Origin of the sequence: Bradyrhizobium sp. F1.4.3 (genome assembly GCF_040548375.1) — a bacterium.
Taxonomy (GTDB): Bacteria; Pseudomonadota; Alphaproteobacteria; order Rhizobiales; family Xanthobacteraceae; genus Bradyrhizobium.
This window is the reverse complement of sequence record NZ_JBEPRN010000003.1, coordinates 117,402-132,235: the sequence shown is the minus strand read 5'-3', so window position 1 is coordinate 132,235 and position 14,834 is coordinate 117,402. Positions and strand designations below refer to the sequence as shown.

The 14,834-nt window shown below is 63.7% G+C and carries 12 protein-coding genes; 5 read left to right on the top strand and 7 right to left on the bottom strand.

Annotated features, from left to right (window positions below; all coding sequences use genetic code 11):
* Window positions 1-74: 74 nt before the first annotated feature.
* The gene (locus ABIB73_RS12620; protein ID WP_354224495.1) at window positions 75-1,811 is read right to left on the bottom strand and encodes a putative bifunctional diguanylate cyclase/phosphodiesterase; all 1,737 of its coding nucleotides are present in this window, start codon (window positions 1,809-1,811) and stop codon (window positions 75-77) included.
* A 230-nt stretch (window positions 1,812-2,041) separates the two neighbouring features.
* Window positions 2,042-3,007, bottom strand: coding sequence for a sensor histidine kinase (locus ABIB73_RS12615; RefSeq protein ID WP_354224493.1), 966 nt, complete (start codon window positions 3,005-3,007; stop codon window positions 2,042-2,044).
* Between the two features lie 179 nt (window positions 3,008-3,186).
* Here ABIB73_RS12615 and ABIB73_RS12610 point away from each other — a divergent pair, with 179 nt between their 5' ends.
* Window positions 3,187-4,029: an SDR family NAD(P)-dependent oxidoreductase gene (locus ABIB73_RS12610; RefSeq protein WP_354224492.1), complete on the top strand. Its 843-nt coding sequence runs from the start codon at window positions 3,187-3,189 to the stop codon at window positions 4,027-4,029.
* A 132-nt stretch (window positions 4,030-4,161) separates the two neighbouring features.
* Here the strand turns inward: ABIB73_RS12610 and ABIB73_RS12605 are convergent, their stop codons facing one another.
* The 3 genes from ABIB73_RS12605 to sthA form a co-directional block, all read right to left on the bottom strand.
* On the bottom strand, window positions 4,162-5,538 hold the full coding sequence (locus tag ABIB73_RS12605; protein WP_354224490.1) for a cytochrome P450: 1,377 nt from the start codon (window positions 5,536-5,538) through the stop codon (window positions 4,162-4,164).
* A gap of 142 nt (window positions 5,539-5,680) precedes the next feature.
* On the bottom strand, window positions 5,681-6,916 hold the full coding sequence (locus tag ABIB73_RS12600; protein WP_354224488.1) for an LLM class flavin-dependent oxidoreductase: 1,236 nt from the start codon (window positions 6,914-6,916) through the stop codon (window positions 5,681-5,683).
* Window positions 6,917-7,127: 211 nt separating this feature from the next.
* Entirely contained in the window at window positions 7,128-8,519 is a 1,392-nt protein-coding gene (sthA, locus tag ABIB73_RS12595; protein ID WP_354224487.1) for a Si-specific NAD(P)(+) transhydrogenase, read from the bottom strand.
* 176 nt (window positions 8,520-8,695) lie between these two features.
* Here sthA and ABIB73_RS12590 point away from each other — a divergent pair, with 176 nt between their 5' ends.
* Window positions 8,696-10,108, top strand: a complete 1,413-nt coding sequence (locus tag ABIB73_RS12590) for an MFS transporter (RefSeq protein ID WP_354224485.1) — start codon at window positions 8,696-8,698, stop codon at window positions 10,106-10,108.
* A 138-nt stretch (window positions 10,109-10,246) separates the two neighbouring features.
* Window positions 10,247-11,428, top strand: a complete 1,182-nt coding sequence (locus ABIB73_RS12585; protein ID WP_354224483.1) for an extracellular catalytic domain type 1 short-chain-length polyhydroxyalkanoate depolymerase — start codon at window positions 10,247-10,249, stop codon at window positions 11,426-11,428.
* 86 nt (window positions 11,429-11,514) lie between these two features.
* Here ABIB73_RS12585 and ABIB73_RS12580 read toward each other — a convergent pair whose 3' ends face one another.
* The gene (locus ABIB73_RS12580) at window positions 11,515-11,817 is read right to left on the bottom strand and encodes a hypothetical protein (RefSeq protein WP_354224481.1); all 303 of its coding nucleotides are present in this window, start codon (window positions 11,815-11,817) and stop codon (window positions 11,515-11,517) included.
* A gap of 144 nt (window positions 11,818-11,961) precedes the next feature.
* On the opposite strand from ABIB73_RS12580, the gene ABIB73_RS12575 reads away from it, so the two are divergent.
* Window positions 11,962-12,330 (top strand): winged helix-turn-helix transcriptional regulator, encoded by a 369-nt coding sequence (locus ABIB73_RS12575; protein WP_354224479.1) that lies wholly within the window; start codon window positions 11,962-11,964, stop codon window positions 12,328-12,330.
* A gap of 3 nt (window positions 12,331-12,333) precedes the next feature.
* Here the strand turns inward: ABIB73_RS12575 and ABIB73_RS12570 are convergent, their stop codons facing one another.
* Window positions 12,334-13,014: an MBL fold metallo-hydrolase gene (locus tag ABIB73_RS12570; protein ID WP_354224477.1), complete on the bottom strand. Its 681-nt coding sequence runs from the start codon at window positions 13,012-13,014 to the stop codon at window positions 12,334-12,336.
* Window positions 13,015-13,186: 172 nt separating this feature from the next.
* Between ABIB73_RS12570 and ABIB73_RS12565 the strand changes: the two genes are divergently transcribed.
* On the top strand, window positions 13,187-14,788 hold the full coding sequence (locus ABIB73_RS12565; RefSeq protein ID WP_354224475.1) for an alpha-amylase family glycosyl hydrolase: 1,602 nt from the start codon (window positions 13,187-13,189) through the stop codon (window positions 14,786-14,788).
* The last annotated feature ends 46 nt before the right edge of the window (window positions 14,789-14,834 follow it).

The window sequence follows — 14,834 nt, the reverse complement described above, 5'->3', positions numbered from 1 at the left end:
GATCGATTGACGAGATCGCAACGGATTGCGACGGCCGATCAGCCGGCTGGGCGCGCCGGCTGAGGGGAGCGCCTCTAGCGCCGATAGCCGCTGGCCCGCGAATAGCCCTGGCGGTTCTGCTGCATCGGGCGGCTGGCGACGCTGGCGCGGGACTCGCTGGAGGCGGGCGTGGCGAGCTTCAGCTCCTCCAGGAAAATCGGGCGGGCGAAATAATAGCCCTGGGCGTAGCGGATCTTGGTTGCGGCCTGGAGGTAGGCAAGCTCCTCGTAGGATTCGAGGCCCTCGGCGATCACGGTCATGCCGAGCGCTTCGCTCAAGGATTCGATCGCGCGCAAAATGCCCTGGTTGCGCGGGCGCTTATGGATGTCGGTGATGAAGGAACGGTCGATCTTGATCTCGTCGGCGGTGATGTCGGCGAGCGCCGAGAGCGACGAAAAGCCGGTGCCGAAATCGTCGATGGAAATGCCGACGCCGAGCTTGCGGAACATCGGCAGGATTTCCGACTGGAAGTGGCTCTTGGCGACGAAGGCGTCCTCGGTCACCTCGATCATGAAGCGTTTGGGAAAGCCGGTCTCCTCCAGCGCGCGCGCAAAATTGCGCATGAATTCGGGGTTGCCGGCCTGCTTGGCCGCGACGTTGATGCTGATGGTCGCTTCCGCGCCGAACGTCTCGTTGATCAGGTCGATCGATTTGACGATCTCGGCAAGCACGAGATGGGTGAGCTCGTCGATCAGCCCGAGCTCGACCGCGAGGTTGATGAACGAGCCGGGCGCCTGGATGACGCCTTCGTCGTCGCGCAGCCGCACCAGCGCCTCGATGCCCGTGACAGCCTGCGTCCTGATGTCGACCTTGGATTGGAACGCGCAGCAGAAGCGCTTGTCGAGAATGGCGAGCCGCAGTGACTGCTCGATCTTCATGCGCGCGAGCGCCTCGCGCTCCATGCCGGCATCGAAGAACGCCGCGGATCCCTTGCCGTTGTTCTTGATGCGGTACATCGCGATGTCGGCGTTCTGGCGCAGCATCTCGAAGCTGCGGCCATGATCCGGATAGAGGCTGACGCCGACCGAGGTGGAGGCAAAGACCTCCGAACCGTCGATGAAGAAGGGCGCGGTTAGTCGTTCCAGCGTCGACTGCATGAATTCGGCGACTTCGTCCTGGCTCTGGATCGGCGACAGCAGCAGCAGGAATTCGTCGCCGGAGATGCGCGACAGCATGTCGGACTCGCGCAAGTCGCGGCTGAGCCGTTTCGACAGCTCGACCAGCAGCGCATCACCGACCGCATGGCCGTAATAGTCGTTGATGTGCTTGAAATTGTCGACGTCGAGAAAGGCGAGCGCAAAACGCTCGCCGGCGCGGTCGCGCGTCAGCAGATTGTTGGCGCGATGCTCAATCACGCGCCGCGAAGGCAGCCCGGTCAGCTCGTCGAAATAGGCCGAGCGGAACAGCTGATCCTCGAAATTCTTCTGCTCGGTGATGTCAGCCGAGGTCGAGATCAGGAGGTCCTGGCCGGCGAGGCGGACCGGACGATGGGTGGTGAGCAGCACCTGGCGCGCGGGTGCGTCATGGAGCGCTTCCTCGGTGACGACGGCCTGGCCGGCGGTGAGCGCTCGCCGACAGGCGTCCCGCCGTTGCGCGAGATCGGGCGACGACCGGTGGCCGTCCATGCCGAGCTGGGTCGCCGCGGCATCATTAACCAGAAGAAGCTTGCCTTGCGCGTCCTGCACGGTCAGGCCGGCCGGCAGCAATTTAACGATTTCCTTGAGAAATCCGAGCTCGGCCTCGCTCGCGCTGGAATATTTACTGTCGTTCATAGAAGTCATGAATCTTGTTGTTTCAGCGGGCCTTTGCAATGGATGCGATCTTGCGCAGTTCCCTCTTAGGTTTGGTTAAGGGGTCCGAAGAAATACGAGGGTGGTTTGCGGGAAACTTGCGACGTTGCGACGCGCGCTGCCGATCGTCATTAACAGAAGGTCAACGGCGCTTACGAAAGCGCGAGCGAAGCGCGCGATCTGCTTTCGTTTGCAGCGAGGCTATTCGCCAGTTATTCGCTTTTGGGAATCCGGCATTGCATGATGCAATGCAGCCCGGTCTTCAGGTACGAGATTTCGGTCTTGCCGTCGAAGGCGGATAGCGCCGACTTCAGCAGTTGGGTCCCGAAGCCGGGTGCGGAAACCTGCTCGACGCTCGGGCCCTCCGTTTCATCCCAGGTAACGGTCAGACGGTCGTCGCTGACGGTCCATGACACCTGCAACAATCCGCGCGGTGCGGAGAATGCACCATATTTGCCAGCGTTGGTGGCGAGTTCGTGAAACATCAGTGACAGTGTCACAGCGAGCTTTGGTGGCAGGAACAGCCGGTCGCCGTTGAGGGTGAAGCGGACATGGCCGTAGGGGCCGAGCTCCGAGATCAGGAGGTCGCGGATGTCGCAACCCGCCTTGTCGATCCGCGAGATCAAATCGTCGGTCGCGGCCAGCGACCGCAGCCGCGGATCGATCCGGGCCCAGACCTGCGGCTGGTCGTGCAGCACCTGGTGCAGTACCGCGTGTACGGTCGACAGCTTGTTCTTCAGCCGGTGCTGGAGCTCGTCGACCAGCAGCTTGCGATAGTCCTCTTCCTCGATCAGGCGCCTGGAGATCCGGCGCTGCTCCGTCAGCATCGTGCGATAATGTTCGACGCCCCAGATGGTGAGCGCGGAAACGCCCCAATAGAGGGTCAGCAGGGCAAATCGCGCGCGGTCGGCAAAGGCGTCGCCGAAATTCACGATGACGCCGAGCACGCCGCCGACCAGCGCCGTCACGACGCCGATCCGAAGACCTCCGAACGCAGCCGCAAAGAACACGGCCGGGAAGTACGGCGTAAAGTAGACGTCAGGGCGCACATGCGCGAGACCCCAGCGGGCCAGGGTCGCGACCAGCACGCAGGCCACGGCAAAGGCGATGCTCAGGCCGAGCGATGGCGGCGCCACACCCTGCCAGCCTTTGCGGAATTCTTCGATCAGCTTCCCCATGCGCAGCCCGGTTGCGATATGCGCTCGATAATCGAGTGGCAGGTGAAGATGTTACGCATATCGTTCGTGCAAGCAAAGCTTGCCTTGTCCGGGGCTGGCGGGAATAGTGACTGTCGCGGCTCCGTCATCGATTGGCGTCCGCTATTTGGCATCAAATCGTTTGAAAACAGGAGCATGCCATGGGCAGGCTGGACGGCAAGGTTGCGGTGATCACGGGTGCCACGAGCGGGATCGGATTGCGTACCGCGGAAGTCTTCGTTGCCGAAGGTGCCAAAATTGTGATCGCGGGCCGGCGTATACCGGAAGGCGAGGCGCTGGCGAAGCAACTCGGCACGTCCTGCGTTTTCCGCCAGACGGATGTGACGGTCGAAGCGCAGATGCAGGCACTGATCGCGCTAGCAGTCGAAAGGTTCGGCCGGATCGATTGTCTCTTCAACAATGCCGGCGGCCCGGCGCAGACCGGCGGCATCGAAGGCCTCGAGGTCGAGCGCTTCGATACGGCGATGGCGACGCTGGTGCGCAGCGTCATGCTCGGCATGAAGCACACGGCGCCCTATATGAAGAAGCAGGGTTCCGGCAGCATCATCAACAATGGCAGCATCGCCGGCCGCCTTGCCGGCTTCTCCTCCTCGATGGTCTACGGCGCGGCCAAGGCGGCGGTGATCCATCTCACCAAATGCGTGGCGATGGAGCTCGGCGAATCCAATGTGCGCGTCAATTCGATCTCGCCCGGCGCAATCGCGACCGGCATTTTCGGCAAGGCCTTGGGGCTAACGACCGATGCCGCGGAGAAGACGCCGGCTGTGATGCGCGAGGTCTACAAGACCGCGCAGCCGATTCCGCGCGCAGGTCTTCCCGACGACATCGCGCATGCCGCGGTGTTTCTGGCGAGCGACGAATCGAGCTTCATCAACGGCCACGATCTCGTCATCGACGGTGCCATGACCGGCGGCCGCAACTGGAGCCAGCAGCAGCAGGGCTATGTGGCGCTGCGCAAGGCGTTCGATCAGGGCGCGGGATAGATCTCGTGCCCCGGACGCAGCGCAGCGCTTCTTCAGCGGTGCGCTGCAGAGCCGGGGCCCATCTTGCTAAGCTGAACGCGCTTCAAGATTCTGGATCCCGGCTCGCGCTTCGCGCGTCCGGGACACGAAGGCTCACGCCGCCTTCACCGTCACCCGCAGCCCATCCCGCGGCTTCGGGATTGGCCACATCTGCCAGTCCGGCTTGTAGCCGGGCTCCAGCGACACCTCGATGTTCTGCAGGAAGTGCCGCGCGAAGCACTTTGCCTGCGTGTAGGCGAAGTGCAGGCCGAGGCACATATGCGCGCCGCCGCCGAACGGCACCCAGGCGAAGCGGTGGCGATTGCGCTGCGCTTCTTCGGTGAATCGCAGCGGATCGAACCGGTCGGGCTCGGGCCAGACGTCCTTCATGTGGTGCGTATAGAGCGGGTTGACGCCAACCGCGGTGCCGGCGGGAATCGTAAATCCCTTGAAGCTGAAATCGCGCATGGCGCGGCGCGGCATCGACGGCACCGGCGGTTTGATCCGCAGCGCTTCCTTGAACGCCATCTCCGACAGCGGCATTTTCTCGAGATCGTCGAAGCTGGTCGGTGCGTCCGCGGCGAGCCCGAGCGCCAAAACCTCGTCGCGCAGCTTGCGTTGCCAATCCGGATTCGCGGCGAGCTCGCCGATGAAGGAGGTCAGCGACGAGGTCAGCGTGTCGTGCGCCGCCATCATCAGGAAGCTCATGTGGTCGATGATGTCCTGCTCGGACAGCAGCGCGCCATCCTCATGGGTGGCGCGGCAGAGCTGCGAGAACAGATCGTCGCCGCCGTGATTGCCGCGGCGTAATGGAATCTGCTCGCGGAAATAGGCGACGATGCGTTTGCGGCCCGCGACACCGCGCGCCATCTGCGTGCCGGGCAGAGGGCGGCGGATCGGGGCGACGGCGGCCGCGACCATGTCGACGAAGGCGCGGTTGATCTCGTCGACCTCCGGCCCGATGTCTGCGCCGAGAAAGGACGTCGCGGCAAGATCGAGCGTGAGCTGCTTCATCGCCGGATAGAGTTGCATCGCGCCGGGCTTGGCCTTCCACTGCGCCACCCGTGCCGAAATGCCGCGGTCGAGATCGCTGAGATAGGACTTCATCGGTCCTGACTTGAACGCGACCGAGAGCGCCTTGCGATGCAGCCGGTGCTCCTCAAAATCGAGCAGCATCAAGCCGCGCGGAAACAGCAGGCCGAGTACCTTGCTCCAGCCATGGGTCGAGGAAAACAGCTTCTGCTGATCGAACAGGACGAGCTCGTTGGCCTCCGGCCCGAGCAGCACGACATTGGTCTCGCCGAAAATGTGGGTGCGGTAGACCGGGCCGTATTTGGCGCCGCTCGCCTCGATGTGCCCCTTGGGGTCGGCCAGCACCTGAAAGGTCTTGCCGATGATCGGCCAGCCCTCGTCGCCGGGGATGTGCGTGAGCTCGTTGCGCTTCGGTGCGGTAAAGCTGAGCGCGGGCGAGGCCACATTCTGCATCGACATGACGATTGCTCCGGTTGGCGGACCGAACAGGAATCGCGCGACCGCAGCAATATTGCGGCCCGCGCCAGGCTGACGCGATCAGTATAGCACAGGCCGTGATCGCTTGCTTGTGATCGTGGTTACAAGCGTAACGACGACGGGCTTACCGCTTCGCTGCTTCCTTCTGCAGATCCGGCGCATTCACTGCCGGAATCGCGACGCGCCCGGGCCCGGTCACCTTCAGCGCTTCGGCGGCCTTGTCATTCTCCATGATCTTGGCCATCACGGCCTGGCCTGCGCGCTCGAAGATTGCGCGGTTCTCGATCACGAATTTTTGCGACTTGCGTAAGGAGTCGATGTAGCCGTTGATCTCCGGCACGACATAGCGGGCGACCAGATCCCAGCTCCGGCGCGTGTTCTCCGGATTGGCCCAGTCGTGCACGAAGCCGATGACGGCGCCGACGCCGCCCGACACCTTCATCACGTTCTTGATCATCTTGACGAGATCGTCGGGCGTGCCGATGACGGAGGCCGCGCCCTCGACGAAGGCGGTCTTGTCCACGGCCTCGTCGGGCGAAGAGAATGCGGTCAGGCCCGGGCGTTGCAGCGTGCCGACATTATATTCGTTGTGCCAGCGCATCAGGCCGGCGCCGGCCTCGCGGCGGGCCTGCTCGCGGGTCTCGGCGACGTGCCAGGTCAGCAGCACGCGCCAGTTCGCGCGATCGACCTTGGTGCCGTGCTTCTTCGCGGCGTCCTCGGCGAACTGCCATTGCTGTTGCAGCGACATCAGGCCCTGCGTCGTCATCGAGCCCAGCGAGATGATGCCGATGCCATATTTTCCGGCGAGCGTCATGCCGGAGGGCGAGATCTGCGACGCGACGACGAACGGCATCTCTTCCTGAAGCGGCAAGATCTGGAGCGCGGCGTCGTTCATGGTGAACCAGTCGCTCCTGGCGGTGACGCGCTCGCCGTTGAAGAGGCGGCGGATCACGCCGATCGCCTCGTCCTGGCGGTCGCGCTGTGTCATCGGATCGATGCCGAGCGTGTGCGCATCGGACGCCAGCGCGCCGGGGCCGGAGCCGAAGATGGCGCGGCCGCCGGTCATGTGGTCGAGCTGCACCATGCGCTGCGCGACGTTGTAGGGATGGTGATAGGGCAGCGACACGACGCCGGTGCCGAGCTTGATCCGTTTGGTGCGCTCGCCGGCCGCGGCCAGAAACATCTCGGGCGAGGCGATCATCTCCCAGCCGGACGAATGATGCTCGCCGCACCAGAACTCGTCATAGCCGAGCGCATCGAGCTGCTCGACCAGATCGAGGTCGCGCCGGAACTGGAGCATCGGATGCTCCCCGATCGGATGATGCGGGGCAAGGAAGGCTCCGAATTTCAGGCGCGCCATGACGTTCTCTCCGGCAGGTTTTTTGTTTGTTGGTGACGCGAGGCTACGTGCTGGCAATCGCGAAGGCAATCGCGCGATGTCCCGCGCAGCGGAATGCAGGCATGCGATGAAGCGCCTCTTCTCTCCCCGTTCTTACGGGGAGAGGCTTCCACAGCGTCATGCCCGGGACAAGCCCGGGCATGACGAGAAATGGGGTGAGGTGAAGATCGCGCTACCGCGTCATCCTGTTCCACGCGTCGAGGCCGGCGATCTTGTACGCTTCGGCCAGCGTCGGATAGTTGAAGGTGTTCTGGATGAAATAGTCGATTCCGCCTTTGAGGTTCAGCACGGCCTGGCCAATATGGATCAGCTCGGTGGCGCCTTCGCCGAGGATGTGTACGCCGAGCAGGCGGCGGGTCTTGGTGGAGAAGATCATCTTCATCATGCCGCTGTTCAGCCCCATGATGTGGCCGCGCGAGGTCTCGCGGAAACGTGCGATGCCGACCTCGTAGGGGATGCCGCGGGTGCGCACCTCTTCCTCGGTGAGGCCGGCGGTCGAGATCTCCGGCACGGAATAAATTCCGTAGGGAAAGAACTCCGGCGGCGCCATCGGCTCCATGCCGAGCGCATGGCAGGCCGCGACCCGGCCCTGCTCCATCGAGGTGGACGCAAGGCTCGGAAAGCCGATCACGTCACCGGCCGCGTAGATGTGCGGCGCGCTGGTCTGCAAGGTCACCGGATCAACCGAGATGCGGCCGCGATGATCGACAACAATACCGGCGGCTTCGAGATTCAGTCGATCGGTGGCGCCGACACGGCCCGCCGCGAACAGCAACATTTCTGTCGTGACGTGCCGTCCGTCGGACAAATGGGTGATGATGCTGCCCTGCGGCGTTTTTTCGATCGAGGTCACCTTCGAGCCGAGCCGCAGCGCGACATTGCGGTCGCGCAGTTCGTGCATGAACTCGTCGATCAATTCCTTGTCGATGAAATCGAGGAATGTCGGCCGCGGCTCGATCAGGGTGACGGGCACGTCGAGCGCGCTGAAGATGGTGGCATATTCGACGCCGATCACGCCGGCGCCGATCACGGCCAGGCTGCGCGGCAGTTTTGGCAGTTCGATGATCTCGTCGCTGTCGAGCACGCTGGTGCCGTCGAACGGCACATAGTCGGGGCGGAACGGCCGCGTGCCGCAGGCGATCAGGATGAAGGCTGATGACACCACCTTGGTCTCGCCGATCGGGCTCGTGATCTCGACCTCGTGCGGCGAGACGAGACGTGCTTCGCCATTGGCGGTCCGCACCAGATTGCGGCTGAACTGATGCTCGAGGACCTCGACCTCGTGGTCGAGCGTCTTCTGCAGCCGGGTCATCAAATCGCTCGCCGCGATGTCGTGCTTGACCCGGTAGGAGCGGCCGTAGAAGCCGCGCTCGCGCCAGCCGGACAGGTTCAGCACGGTCTCGCGCAGGGTCTTCGATGGAATGGTGCCGGTGTGGACGGAGACGCCGCCGACCCGCCGGCCCTTCTCCACCACCAGCACGGCCTTGCCGAGCTTGGCACATTGCACGGCGGCCCGGCGCCCCGATGGGCCCGAGCCGATCACCACCATGTCGTAATCGTACATCGGAAGACTTCCGAACCCCACAAGGCCAGCGGAAACCGACATGCAGCAATCGGGCCAAGGGAGCAATAAGGGAGCAACAAGGGAGCAAGAGGCGGCGAGTCCTACCTCGGAGGTAATCGCGCGGATGATGCCGATCTGAGATCATCGGGCGCAAATGAATTCGCGAAGGTGCGCCGATGCATCAAATCGTCACAAAGCAGATCGATTCGTCGCGCCGCTGGTGGGTGCTGGCCATTGTCGTGGCCGCCCAGTTCATGTTCGGCGTCGACGCCTTCGTGGTCAACGTCGCCATCCCCACCATCGCGGTCGATCTGCACGCCACGCCAGCGCAGATCGAATCCGTCATCGCGATCTACCTGATCGCCTATGCGACGCTGGTCGTCACCGGCGGCCGGCTCGGCGATATCCATGGCACCAAGAACGTGTTTCTCGCCGGCGTGCTTGGCTTCACCCTGACCTCGCTGTGGTGCGGGCTGGCGCAATCAGGCTTCGAGCTGATCATCGCGCGGCTGGCGCAGGGCGCCACCGCAGCAATGATGGTGCCGCAGGTGCTGGCGACGCTGCATCTCTTGTTCACAGATGACTCGCGCGGCCGCGCCTTCGGCATCTACGGCATCGTGCTCGGGCTCGCGGGCGCCGCCGGCTTCCTGCTCGGCGGGCTGCTGGTGACGATCGATCTTGCCGGCACCGGCTGGCGTTCGGTGTTCTTCGTCAACGTGCCCTGTGGCCTCGTCATCGCCGCTGCCGCGTGGCGCATCATGCCGTCGGTGCCGCGCCGGGCCGGGACAAGGCTCGACATCAAAGGCAGTCTCGTGCTGTTCGCGGGGCTGTTGTGCCTGATCGGGCCGCTGCTGTTCGGCCATGATGTCGGCTGGGCACCATGGCTGTGGGCCGTGATGGCGATCGGCGGCGTGATCCTCGCGGCATTCCCGAAGCTCGAGCACGCGGTTGCGCGTGCCGGCGGCATGCCGTTGATCGATCTGACGCTGCTGGCGGACGCGGCCTTCCTGCGCGGGCTCGGCGCCGCGTTCTTTTTCTTCGTCGCCAATCTGTCGTTCTATCTGGTCATGACGCTGTGCATGCAGCGAGGTCTGAAAATCCCGCCGCTCGCAGCCGGCATGGCCTTCATCCCGCTCGCACTCGCTTTCGTGGTGGCGTCGCGCCACAGCGGCGTGCGGGCGCGGCATCGCGGCACCAAGGTGTTGATCGAGGGCTGCGCGGTTCAGATCGCGGGCCTTATCGCGCTCGCGCTTGTTGCATTCTATGTCGACGCGCCGACACCGATCGAGCTCGCACTCACCATGATCATCTTCGGCTATGGCCAGGGGATGGTGATGGCGCCGCTGTCGGGCGCTGTGCTGTCGACGGTGAAGCCGGCCGCCGCCGGCTCCGCCTCGGGCATCTACGGCACCATCGCGCAGATCGGAAATGCGGCCGGAGTGGCCGCAATCGGTGCGGTGTTCTTCGCAGTTGAAGCGCTGCAATCGACGCGCGCAGGTTTCTTCGTCTCGCTCGTGCTGTTTGTGACGTTAATCGTGATCTGCGCCGTATTTCTGGCGTGGATGCGCCGCGCATCTGCACGAAGTTGAGGCATTGCGGTTAATACGTGCGGATTCCTGCGAGAATTCCCGCTTTTCGCGCCGATCGACAGCGCACGGTCTTTTCATTTTGCAGTGCAGCAACTATTTGGTTGGGTGAACGTTGAACGTCGCCTGCCAGGAGTTGCCGTGTCGCTTGCCAGAAATATCGATCTCTTGAGATATCTGCCCAAGGTGGATGGTCTGCGCCTTGGCGAGTTCGGCCGAAGCGCTGATGCGTCCAGCCCATTGGAAGAAGTCACGGGCTTCGGCGGCAATCCTGGCAATCTGCGCATGTTCGCGTTCGTGCCGGCGCAATTGCAGAAGCCGCGCGCGCTCGTCGTCGTGCTGCATGGTTGTGGCCAGACTGCGGCGGCCTACGACCTCGGCGCGGGATGGTCGACGCTCGCACGGCACTATGGCTTTGCGCTGTTGATGCCCGAGCAGCAGCGCGCCAACAACGGCAACACCTGCTTCAATTGGTTCAATCCGGAAGACACCGCGCGCGACAGCGGCGAGGCGCGTTCGATCCGCGAGATGATCGCGCACATGACTGAGGCGCACCGCATAGATCCCAAGCGCATCTTCATCACCGGTCTTTCCGCCGGTGGCGGCATGACGTCGGTGATGCTTGCGACCTATCCGGAAGTCTTCGCGGCCGGCGCGGTCATCGCCGGGCTTCCCTACGGCATCGCCTCGAACTTGCGCGAAGCGCTTGACGGCATGTTCCATTCACCGGCACGACCGGCGCGCGAGCTCGGCGATCTCGTGCGGAACGCCTCGAACCATCGCGGGCCCTGGCCGAAGATGTCGGTGTGGCACGGCAGCGCCGACCGCACCGTCAATCCCGGCAATGCCAACGAGATCGTCAAGCAGTGGCTCGACCTGCACGACCTGCCGGACGTACCGATGGCGGAGACCAATGTCGACGGCTATCCACGCCAGGCCTGGTGGAACAAGGATGGCGAGACGCTGGTCGAGTCCTTTGCCATCACCGACATGGCGCATGGCGCGCCGCTCGGCCTCGCCGACAATGATCAGCGCTACGGTGCGGAAGGTGCGTTCCTGATCGAAGCCGGCATTTCCTCGTCCTATCACATCGCAAAGTTCTTCGGGCTGACCGGCTGGATTCCGGGCGCGGTAAAAGCGAAGGCGGAGGCAAAGCCCGCCGTCGCGCCGACACCGAAGCTGTCGCCCGCGCCGCATCTCGCGCGCTCGATCCGCTCCGCGGTCGCCGAGGAGCCGACCGAGCCGAAGCCCGAGAAAGCCCGCGGCTTCGATCTCGGCGAGGTCATCACGCGCGCGCTGACGGCCGCGGGGTTGATGAAATAACTCTTCGTCGTCCCGGATCTGCGCTTACGCTTGTCCGGGACGACAGCTGAATTCGTGGCGACGCCGCAGCATCAACCCCGCCGAAGCTACGCCGTCTGATCGATCATCTCGATCGGCGTCACCGTCACCTCGCCGCCGGCGACTTTCCGCGTCATCTCCTGATAGTGCTTGAAGAAGTCGCGCGATTGCAGCGTTTTTTGCGCGGCATCATCCGCGACGCTGGCGAGGTGGAAATAGTGGCCGTCGTCGCGGTTCTTCAGGCAACGATAGCCGATCCGCCCTTTCAGCTCCGGATCGTTGTCGATCGCCTTGATGAAGCGGCCGATCTCCTGGTGCCAGGCCGCCGTCGTGCCGTTCTTGAATTCGTATCTGATCATGAAGTGCTTCATGTGACGCTCCCTGTTCGTCCTGTGCGCCATCATCTGCGGCTTGCGGGCGATCCTGCAAGTATGGACAAAATTGATAGTATGGACTTTTTCGCCGTCGGTCCTATCCTCGGCCGCAAGGCTCGGCTTGCGCATGGAGGAGACGACATGGCGAAGGCAAATGTGGTTCGCACCTGCCCGGTCGCGGCGTTTCAGAAAATGATCAGCGGCAAGTACAAGCTTCGCATCGTCTGGGACCTCAAGGACGGCCCGCGCCGCTATGGCGAGATCCGAAGCGGCCTGTTGCGCGGCACATTCGGCAGCGCCGAGATCACCCCGCGCGTGCTCAGCCGCGAATTGAAGGCGCTGACGCAAAGCGGCCTGATCGACCGCAAGGATTTTGGCGAGGTGCCGCCCAAGGTCGAGTATCGCCTGACCCGGAAGGGCAAGAGTTTTGTGCCGGTCGTCGCCGCGATCCGCGAATGGGGCGAGCGCAATCTCGATGAGACGGCGACGCTAGTGGACGCCGCCGAATAAACCTTACATCTCGCCGGTGATAAACGGATTGGTCATCCGCTCCTGGCCGATGCTCGAGCCCGCGCCGTGGCCGCAGATGAAGCCGACATCGTCGCCGAGCGGCAAGAGCTTGGTCTTGATCGAGTTGATCAGCGTCGCATGATTGCCGCCGGGCAGGTCGGTGCGGCCGACCGAACCAGCGAACAGCACGTCGCCGACATGGACAAAACGTAACTCCTTGTTGAAGAACACCACGCTGCCGGGCGAGTGGCCGGGGCAGTGAAAAATGTCGAACCGCAAGCCGCCGATCGACACGGTATCGCCTTCGTCGAGCCAGCGGTCGGGCGCAAAATTGCGTCCCCCCGTCATGCCGAAGCGCGCGCCGCTCTCGACCACGTTGTCGAGCAGGTACTTGTCCGCGAGATGCGGGCCCTCGATCGGCACGTTCAGTGCGTCGCGCAGCTCGGCTGCGCCGCCAACATGGTCGATATGGCCGTGAGTCAGCCAGATCTTCTCGACGGTGACGCCGGTCTGCTTGATCGCTTCGAGGATTTTCGGCACGTCCCCGCCGGGATCGATCACCACGGCCTTTTTGCCGGGCTCATCCCAGATGATGGTGCAGTTCTGCTCGAACAGCGTCACGGGAACGATGATTGCGCCAGCCTTGGCTTGCTGAGTTTCCTGGGCGTCGTTTTGCTCGCTCATGGCCTCACAATGCCGATTTTTGGCCTATGGCCAAGCAAAAGATTCGTGTCGGGGCCGGGGAACAGCCCGGCCTCCCGTCACACGGCCGTCCCAATTCGCCTGCTGATTTGAACCGGGACGTTCCTTCCGCGTTCTCTCGCGCGAGACGCAGATTTTGGGTGGGTTTTTCGGCATGGCACAGGGCGGCGAGAACTGGTGGCGCGACGGCATCTTCTATCAGATCTACCCGCGCTCCTTTCAGGACTCAGGCGGTGACGGCGTCGGCGATCTCGCCGGCATCCTCCAGCGGCTGCCCTATGTGAAATCGCTCGGCGTCGACGCGATCTGGCTGTCGCCGATCTTCCCCTCGCCGATGGCCGATTTCGGCTACGACATCTCGGACTATGCCGGCATCGAGCCCCTGTTCGGCACGATGGAAGACTTCGACGCGCTTATCGCGGCTGTCCATGACAACGGCCTGAAGCTGATCCTCGATCTCGTGCCGAACCACACCTCCGACCAGCATCCCTGGTTCGTCGAGAGCCGGTCCTCGCGGGACAACCCCAAACGCGACTGGTACATCTGGCGCGATCCCGGGCCCAATGGCAGTGCGCCGAACAACTGGCTGTCGGAGTTCGGCGGCAGCGCGTGGCAATTCGACGAGACGACGGGGCAATATTACTACCACGCCTTCCTTGCCCAGCAGCCGGATCTCAACTGGCGCAATCCGGCTGTTCGGGAGGCGATCTACGACGTGATGCGGTTCTGGCTCGAGAAAGGCGTCGACGGCTTTCGCGTCGACGTCATCTGGCACCTGATCAAGGACGCCGAATTCCGCGACAATCCGCCGAACCCGCATTACGTCGAGGGCCGGCCGCCCAACGAAGGAATCCTCACGCAATATTCCACCGACCAGCCGGAGGTGCATGACGTCATCGCCGAGATGCGCCGCGTCACCGATGCTTATCGCGCGCGCGTGCTGATCGGCGAGATCTATCTGCCGCTGCATCGGCTCATGGCTTACTACGGCAACGACCTCACCGGCGCACAGATGCCGTTCAACTTCGCGCTGCTCTCGACCTTCTGGAGCGCGCGCTCGATCGAGAAGATCATCGACGATTACGAGAAGGCGCTGCCGAAGGGCGCCTGGCCCAACTGGGTGCTGGGCAATCACGATCGCCCGCGCGTGGCGAGCCGAGTCGGGCCGGAGCAGGCTCGCGTTGCCGCGATGCTGCTGCTGACGCTGCGCGGCACGCCGACGCTGTATTACGGCGACGAGATCGGCATGCACCAGCTCGCGATTGCGCCGGAAGATGTGCGCGATCCCTTCGAGAAAAACGTCCCCGGCATCGGCGTCGGCCGCGACGGCTGCCGCACCCCGATGCAGTGGGATTCCTCGAACTTCGGCGGCTTCTCGGACGTCAGGCCGTGGCTGCCGCTGCCGGAGGATCACATCCATGAGAACGTCGTCAATCTCGAATCCGACACGCGCTCGATCCTCAGCCTGTACAAGCGGCTGATCGCGTTGCGGAAGGCCTGCCCGCCGCTGATCTCGGGCGACTATCATCCGATCGCGGCGCAGGGCGACCTCCTGATCTATCGCCGCGAGGCTGAGGACAGGGCGGTGATCGTCGCGCTCAATCTCGGCCCCGAGCCGATCGCCGTGACCACCAGCGCGATTCGCTTCGGCAGCGAGATCTTGCTGTCGACGCTGCTGGATCGCGAAGGTGAAAGGCTCGAAGGCGTGCTCGACTTGCGCGGCAATGAGGGCGTGATAGTCGTGCCGCCTTCCTAACCGTCGTCCCGGCGAAGGCCGGGACCCATACCGCGTGATCTCACGG

Coding starts and splice junctions, on each gene's coding strand:
- ABIB73_RS12605 (WP_354224490.1), bottom strand. CDS start 5,538: ATGTCGATGCAGAATGTGGCCTCGCCCGCGCTCAGCTTTACCGCACCG.
- ABIB73_RS12570 (WP_354224477.1), bottom strand. CDS start 13,014: ATGAGCGAGCAAAACGACGCCCAGGAAACTCAGCAAGCCAAGGCTGGC.
- ABIB73_RS12610 (WP_354224492.1), top strand. CDS start 3,187: ATGGGCAGGCTGGACGGCAAGGTTGCGGTGATCACGGGTGCCACGAGC.
- ABIB73_RS12590 (WP_354224485.1), top strand. CDS start 8,696: ATGCATCAAATCGTCACAAAGCAGATCGATTCGTCGCGCCGCTGGTGG.
- ABIB73_RS12615 (WP_354224493.1), bottom strand. CDS start 3,007: ATGGGGAAGCTGATCGAAGAATTCCGCAAAGGCTGGCAGGGTGTGGCG.
- sthA (WP_354224487.1), bottom strand. CDS start 8,519: ATGTACGATTACGACATGGTGGTGATCGGCTCGGGCCCATCGGGGCGC.
- ABIB73_RS12575 (WP_354224479.1), top strand. CDS start 11,962: ATGGCGAAGGCAAATGTGGTTCGCACCTGCCCGGTCGCGGCGTTTCAG.
- ABIB73_RS12620 (WP_354224495.1), bottom strand. CDS start 1,811: ATGAACGACAGTAAATATTCCAGCGCGAGCGAGGCCGAGCTCGGATTT.
- ABIB73_RS12565 (WP_354224475.1), top strand. CDS start 13,187: ATGGCACAGGGCGGCGAGAACTGGTGGCGCGACGGCATCTTCTATCAG.
- ABIB73_RS12580 (WP_354224481.1), bottom strand. CDS start 11,817: ATGAAGCACTTCATGATCAGATACGAATTCAAGAACGGCACGACGGCG.
- ABIB73_RS12600 (WP_354224488.1), bottom strand. CDS start 6,916: ATGGCGCGCCTGAAATTCGGAGCCTTCCTTGCCCCGCATCATCCGATC.